We start from the raw sequence: 7,010 nt of genomic DNA on the forward strand, positions 1-7,010 counted from the left end.
GGGGAAGGGGCAGCGGGCTGCCCTTCCGCTGCAGCTCGTCCGCCTGGCCGACAACACCCGCTACCCCGTGCGACCGGGCGGGCAGACCGTTGTCGGGCGCTCGCGCTCCTGCGAGATCCGCATCGACGGCAACCCGAACGTGAGCCGCCGCCACGTCACGCTCGAGGTGCGCGACGGCGTGTGCTTCGTCACGGACGAGGGCGCCCTCAACCGCACCTACGTGGACGGCGAGTCGCTTGATCCGCACGTTCGCGTCCCTCTTGCGCAAGGCTCCATCCTGCGCCTTGCCGACGAGGAGTTTCGACTCGACTGACGCGCAGACGCCGCATGCGGGAAAGGCGGGTAGCTTGCGCAGGCGCAGGCGCGGGCTGCCCGCTGCCACGGGCGCGGGCGCATGCGCGGGCCGCCCGCCCCCCTATCGGCCCCTTAGGCCGTTTTCGTCCCCTCCTCGTTCACCACGGCGTGCTCGAGCAGCCACTCGTTGGCCTTCATGCGCTCGGCGGCCTCGCGCAGGGCGAACCCGCGGCCGTTCTCCTCCATCTCGCGGCGGGCGGCCTTTGGGTCCATCGGGTTCATCTGGCGACACGCGCGCTCGATGTCCTTGTCCTCAAGCGACATCTTCTCGTGGCGGAACAGGGCGTCCAGCGAGTAGCCCTGCACCAGAAGCTCGCGGGTCTGCATCATCATGATCATGCCGAACTGCTGCTCGCCACCGTAGTTTTGGATGTACTGCTCGAAGGGGATGCCCTGCTGCTGCAGCGAGCCGCGCAGGTTGGCCAGCATGGTGTCGCGCGTGAACTCGTAAACTTCGTCGGCGATGCTTCCCTGGAAGCGCTTGCTCAGCTCGGCGGCTGCGGCCTGAAGCAGCATCTCATGGTGCTGGGCGCGATGCTGCGACTGAACGGCCTCGGTCAGGGCGCCGCGCAGGGCCGCCGCGTCGCGGTAGAGGGGCATGAACTTGGCCACCCACTCGTCGTCTATCTGGGGGACCACCTTCTTCTGCAGCTCCTTGACGGTGACCGTGCAGTCGAACACGTCGGGGTCCTGGCCTTCGGGGGCGCCCGGCATATCGAACGAGAAGGACTTGGTCTGGCCCACCTCCATGCCCAAGAGGTTCTTCTCGAACCCTTCGGGCATGAGGTTCATCCCCATGACGTAGGTGCGGGCGTCGGTGGACAGGTTGTCCAGGCGCTTGCCGTCTTGGAACGCTTCCAAGGAGATGAGCACGCCGTCGGAGGGGCCCACCGGATGCGGCTCGTCGGCCACGTACTGGGCGTAGCTTTCGGCCATCTGCGCCAGCTGGGCGTCCACCTCGCCCTCGGGGATCTGGAAGGGCGGCACCGTGATGGTCACCGGGTCGTAGGATTTCAGCTCGTAGGCGGGCTTGGGCGTCACGCGCAGCTCGAACGAGAAAGTCTGCCCGCGCTTGAGCGGGGCGGACGTTTTGGGCTGCGGGATGAAGGCGGGCGCAATGTTGCTCTTGTCGATGGCGAACGGGACCAGGTACTCCACCGCCTGCTGCGCCACCAGGGAGTCCAGGTCCTTGACGCCCAGCTGCTGCTCCACCGCCTGCGCCACCGGAACGCCCGGCTGAACCCGCACGCCCATCTGCTGGGCGAACCCGTTGTGCGCAACGGCCAGCGCATGCCCAACCTCCGCCGTGGAGACCACGGCCTCCAGCAGGATGCGGCCGTCGTCGAGCTTCTTCTCGGTCACTTTCATGAAAAGTCCCCTTCTGTCTTGTTCGTCGTCAAGCGTCGTACGTCGTCAACGCGCTATTGTAGCGCAAAAGCGACATGCGGGCGGCGGCACGCGTTCGGGGTCCCAAGCAGGATCCTTAAGCATGCGCGCGGGAAGGGCAGGAAGGGCGGAGCCAGGGGGTCGACGGGCTTGCCGGCACGAGCGGGAACCCTAAGAGTGCGCGCGGGAAGGCGGAGCCAGGGGATCGACGGATTTGCCGGCACGGGCGGGGGCCCCAAGCGCGCGCGGGAAGGCGGAGGCTGAAAGCCCGGGAGGAGCGAAAGTCCAGGAAAGAGGCGGGAAGGGCGGAGGACGGCACAGGGAGGGCGAAGGCCGAAAGCCCAGGAGGGGCGGAAATCCGGGAGAGGGGCTAGAAGAACGAAAAACCCAGGAGAGAGGCGGGGTTGGAGGGAAGGACACCCCAGGAGAGAGGCGGGGCTGGAGGGGAGGAAATCCGGGAGAGGGACAGGAGGGGCGAAAACCCAGGAGGGGCGAACGCGAAAGCGACTTAGGCGAGCCGCGCGGGGACGAAATGCACGTTTTCGACGCTCGGATGGTCAAAATCGCGGCAAGTCGGGGGAATGGAGCGCTGTTTTTCCCGCGCGGAAAAGCGCGACCTGGGATTTCGCTGGCTGGAGACGGGTCAAGCTCCCAAAATTCCCCCGACTTGCCGCGATTTTGACCAACTCAGGAAAATTTCCTGCCTTTCACGACGAAAAAGAGGACGAGAGAGCCGAATGGGTGCGGATCAGACGAGCAGGGGCCGGGCGAACGAGGGTCGGGAGGAGGTCGAGGGCCGGGGGCCGGGCGAGCGGGGATCGGAGGGTCGGAAGACCAAGATCGGAGCCGAGAGCCGAAAGCCGGAATCCGAGAGCCGGAAAGCTGAAAGCCGGGAGCCGGCGGGCGGAATCCGGGAGCCGGAAAGCCGAGAGCCGGAGCCGGCGGGCGCGGACGCACGAGGGGCGCAGCGGGGATGCGCAGCCAGCGGATCCAAAGCCAACGCCCCGAGGTCACTCGTTGGATTTGAGGCTTTCCACCATGTCGACGGACGCGAGCTTGCGGCGCATGGCCGCCATGACGAGCACGGTGAACAGCATGGTGAGGACGAAGGCCGCCGCGAAGCTGGCGAAGTGGATCTCGCGGCCGAACATCACCTGGTCCACCTCGGCCGTGACCACCACGAAGCCCTCCATCCACACGCCCAGCGCAAGCCCGATCAAGCTGCCGATGACGGACAGGAGCGCTATCTCGCGGTAGACGTAGGCATCCACCTCGCGCGGCGTGAAACCGAGCACCTTGAGGGTGGCTATTTCGCGGATGCGCTCGGTGACGTTGATGTTCGTGAGGTTGTACAGCACGATGAACGCCAGCGCCGCAGCGGCCACCACCAGCACCACCACGATCATGTTCACGCTCGAGAGCATGCTGCGGTACGTCTCGATGGTCTCGTCGTTGTAGGCGACGGTCTTGACGCCCTCGATGGCGCCGAGTTGCTCGGTGAGAGCAAGGCGCGCGTCGGCGTCGTCGGTGATCACGGCCAAAATGGCGGTGGAGGGCGCGCGCTGCCCCATGAGCCGCTCGTAGAGGTCGGGCCCGACGAACGCGTAGTTGTAGATGTAGTTCTCCATAATGCCCGTCACCGTGGCGGCATGCGGCGAACCCGAGGCGTTGCCGATGGCGTCCTGCTCGGTGAGCTCCACCTCTCCACCCACGCCCACGCCCAGCTGGTCGGCCAGCTTCTCGCTCAGCACCAGGCCGTCGTCGCCAAGCTCCACCGGAACGCGCCCCTCGCGCGTGCGCATGAGCACGAACTCGTCCAAGCGCGCGGGGTCCTCGGGCACGATCACCTGCACGCCCACGTCCGCGTCGTCGGGGCCTGCGGCCAGCATGTTCTCGCTTGCGGCCGACATGCTGGCGCTCACCTGCCCTTCGTCGGAAAGCAGCGCGTCCAGCTGGTCTTGGGAGGCGGCAGGAAGGTCGTCTTCCACGGTGATCATGGCGTTGTAGCGGGTGATCTGGCCGTACTGCTTGTCTATGATGTCGTTGATGGCGTCGGAAAGCCCCAGCCCCGTGAGCAGGAGCGCCGTGCAGCCCGCAATGCCGATGACGGTCATGACCAGCCGCTTCTTGTAGCGGAAGAGGTTGCGGAACGTCACCTTCCACGAAAACGACAGCCGCCGCCACACCGGGCGGACGCGCTCGAGCAGGATGCGCTTGCCGGATTTGGGCGCGCGGGGCTGCATGAGCAGGGCCGGGCGCTCACGCAGCGAGGCGCCGGCCGCGGCGGCGGTGGCGACCAGCGTGACGCCCACGCCCAAGCCGGCGGCCAGGCCCGCAAGGCCCCAGTCCACAGGCAGCGGGAAGGACTGAACGGGCACGAAGTAGATGATGGCGTACGCCCGCATGATGACCGCCGGCAGCACCTGGGAGAGCGTGGCGATGCCTGCGACGCTGCCGGCCACGCTGGCGAGGGCGGCGTAGGCGAGGTACTTGGACGCGATGCGCGCCCGCCCGTAGCCGAGCGCCTTGAGCGTGCCGATGAGCAGGCGCTCCTCCTCCACCATGCGCGTCATGGTGGTAAGCGCCACCAAAGCCGCCACCAAGAAGAAGATGAACGGGAACACGGCCGCTATGCTGTCCACACGGTTCGCATCGGCCTCGAAACTGGCCGCGCCGTAGTTGGCCGTGCGGTCCATGACGTACCAGACGGGATCTTCGATGGCGTCTATCTGGCGCTGCGCGTCATCGAGCTGGCGCTGGCCGTCGGCCAGCCGGACGTCGGCGTCGGCGCGGTTCCGCTCGTACTCGGCCAGGCCACTCTCGTAATCGGCGCGACCCTGCGCCAGCTGCGCGCGCCCGTCGGCCAGCTGCGCGGCAGCGGCGTCCAGCCGGCTTTGCACGTCGGCCAGCTGGGCGCTCGCCTGATCGCGCGCGGCGGCGAGGTCGGCCGTGCCCCGCTCCGTCTGGGCGACGGCGGCGTCGAAAGCGGTCTTCCGCTCATCGAACGCCGCCTGCTGCGCATCCAACTCCGCCTTCGCCGCGTCCGCCTCGGCCTGGCGGGCATCCAGCTCCCCGCGCGCGGCATCGAGGGCCGCCTGGCCCTGGTCAAGCGCGGCCTTCGCCGCGTCGATCTGCGTCTTCTGAGCGGTCAGCTCGTCTTTGACCGCCTGGTAGGCGGGGTTTTCGGGGTGCGCCTCGTTGGCGTCCCACGCCGCCTGCCACGCGTCGGCCCCCTGCTGCCACGTTGCGCGCTCGGCGGCAAGCGCGTCGGCCTGCGCCTGCCATTCGCCGCGGGCCTGCGAGAGCGCTTCCTGCCCTTGACCCCACTGCGCCCAAGCGTCGGCCAGCTGGCGCTGCCCCTCCTCGATGGCGGGGCGCGCGGCGTCGGTTTGCGCGCGCCCGTCGGCCAGCTGCCGTTCGGCGTCGGCCAGGCGCCGCTCGGCGCTTTCCCGCTCGCTCGCCAGCTGCGCCGTCCCGCTGTCGTATTGGGCTTGCGCGTCGGCCAGCTGCCGCTCGCTTTCGGCGATGGTCGCAGCCGCGTCGTCAAGCTGGCGCTTCGCGTCGGCCAACTGCCGCTCGGCATCGGCCTTCTGCGCGTCGTAGTCCGCGCGGGCCTCGTCAAGTTCGCGCTGGGCGTTCGCGCGCAAACCGTCGGCGCGGGCCTGCTCGCGCACAGGCGCAAGGGCCTCGATGCGCGCCGTCGCCTCGGCCACCAGCTTGTCGTAGGCATCGCTGTCCGCGCGCGCATCTGCAGCGCCCGCCACAACCGCGAACGCCTCGGTGTAGGGCAGATCGGCCGAGAAGTCGCTTTCCGGCACGTACATATACTGCGTTATGGATCCGCTGCCAAGCGAAGTGGCGCCCAAGCTCGAGGAAGTGGCGTAGTACGGCGAGCTCACGAAGCCCACCACCGTGTACTCGTCGGCGACCAGCGCGTCTTCCATGCCCTCGCCCCATCCGTCGATGCGCACCACATCGCCGATGCGCGCGTTTCGCGCCTCCACGAGGTCGGCCGAGAGCACGCACTCCCCCTGCGCCGCAGGCCACGCGCCCTCCACCAGGATGGGACGGTTGAGGTAGTCGGGATCGTCCGAAAGCGCATGCACGCCGTCTGCGGTGTCGGAGGAGCGTGCCGCGTCGGGCAGCGAGTGGACGCGCGTGGCGTACTGCTCGCCCGCCACAGTGGCCATGACGTCCGCCTCGTAGGCCGGCATGACCGCTTCCACGCCCTCCACGCCGCGCAAAGCCGCGATGTCATCGTCGGTGAGGCCCAGCGTGGAGAGCACGCGAACGTCCATGAGGCGCGTGCCGTCGAAGAACTCGTCGGCCGCCATCTTCATGTCCGGCGCCGTCATGCGCAAACCGGCGTAGAACCCCGTGCCCAGCGCCACGATGGCCGCGATGGCCAAGAACCGCCCGAGCGAGTGGGTGATGGAGCGGAGCAGCTCCTTGTCAAACGCGCTTCCCACGGCCGGCTACCACTCCAGGGTCTCGGCCGAGGCGGGCGCGTCGTTGACCTCCGTGCCCGCCACGCGTCCCTCGCGAATATGGATGACGCGGTCGGCGATGGCCGTGAACGCGGAGTTGTGGGTGATGAGCACGACGGTCTTGCCGGTGTTGTAGCACGTGTCCTGCAAAAGCTTGAGGATGGCCTTGCCCGTTTGGTAGTCGAGCGCGCCTGTGGGCTCGTCGCACAGCAGAAGCTTCGGGTTCTTCGCCAGCGCGCGGGCGATGGCCACGCGCTGCTGCTCGCCGCCGGAAAGCTGCGCAGGGAAGTTGTCCAGGCGATGGCCCAGCCCCACCTGCCGAAGCACCGCGGCCGCATCGAGCGGGTCCTTGCAGATCTGGCTGGCCAGCTCCACGTTCTCCAGCGCCGTGAGGTTCTGCACCAGGTTGTAGAACTGGAACACGAAGCCGATGTCGTAGCGGCGGTAGTAGGTGAGCTCTTTCTGGCCGAACGCGCTGATGTCGCGGCCGTCCAGCATGATGGTGCCCGAGGAGCACGAGTCCATGCCGCCGAGCATGTTGAGCAGCGTGGTTTTGCCGGCGCCGGAAGGGCCCACCACCACGACAAGCTCGCCGCGCTCGATGTCGAACGTCATGCCGTCGACGGCGGCCACCTCGACCTCGCCCATGCGGTACACCTTCCGCACGTCGCGAAACTCCACGAACGCCATGCGCTTCCCTTCCACGCGCCCAACCCTGCCGTCCCCCACTATACCCCGCTGGGGGGCCCAAAGAAAAGGGGGGGGGGGGGGCGTTTGCGGGAC

The 7,010-nt window shown here is 68.1% G+C and carries 4 protein-coding genes; 1 reads left to right on the forward strand and 3 read right to left on the reverse strand.

Annotated features, from left to right (window positions below):
- A partial coding sequence (locus ACWKY3_RS13520) for an FHA domain-containing protein (protein WP_449316920.1) occupies positions 1 to 313 on the forward strand: 313 nt, incomplete at its 5' end.
- Between the two features lie 113 nt (positions 314 to 426).
- Here ACWKY3_RS13520 and ACWKY3_RS13525 read toward each other — a convergent pair.
- The 3 genes from ACWKY3_RS13525 to ACWKY3_RS13535 all read right to left on the reverse strand — a co-directional run bounded on the left by ACWKY3_RS13525 (position 427) and on the right by ACWKY3_RS13535 (position 6,917).
- Positions 427 to 1,722 (reverse strand): trigger factor, encoded by a 1,296-nt coding sequence (locus ACWKY3_RS13525; protein WP_449316921.1) that lies wholly within the window; start codon positions 1,720 to 1,722, stop codon positions 427 to 429.
- A 1,028-nt stretch (positions 1,723 to 2,750) separates the two neighbouring features.
- Complete coding sequence (locus ACWKY3_RS13530; RefSeq protein ID WP_449316922.1) at positions 2,751 to 6,209, reverse strand: FtsX-like permease family protein; 3,459 nt, start codon at positions 6,207 to 6,209, stop codon at positions 2,751 to 2,753.
- A gap of 6 nt (positions 6,210 to 6,215) precedes the next feature.
- Entirely contained in the window at positions 6,216 to 6,917 is a 702-nt protein-coding gene (locus ACWKY3_RS13535; RefSeq protein WP_449316923.1) for an ABC transporter ATP-binding protein, read from the reverse strand.
- Positions 6,918 to 7,010: the final 93 nt, after the last annotated feature.

The organism is Rubneribacter sp., assembly GCF_965361815.1.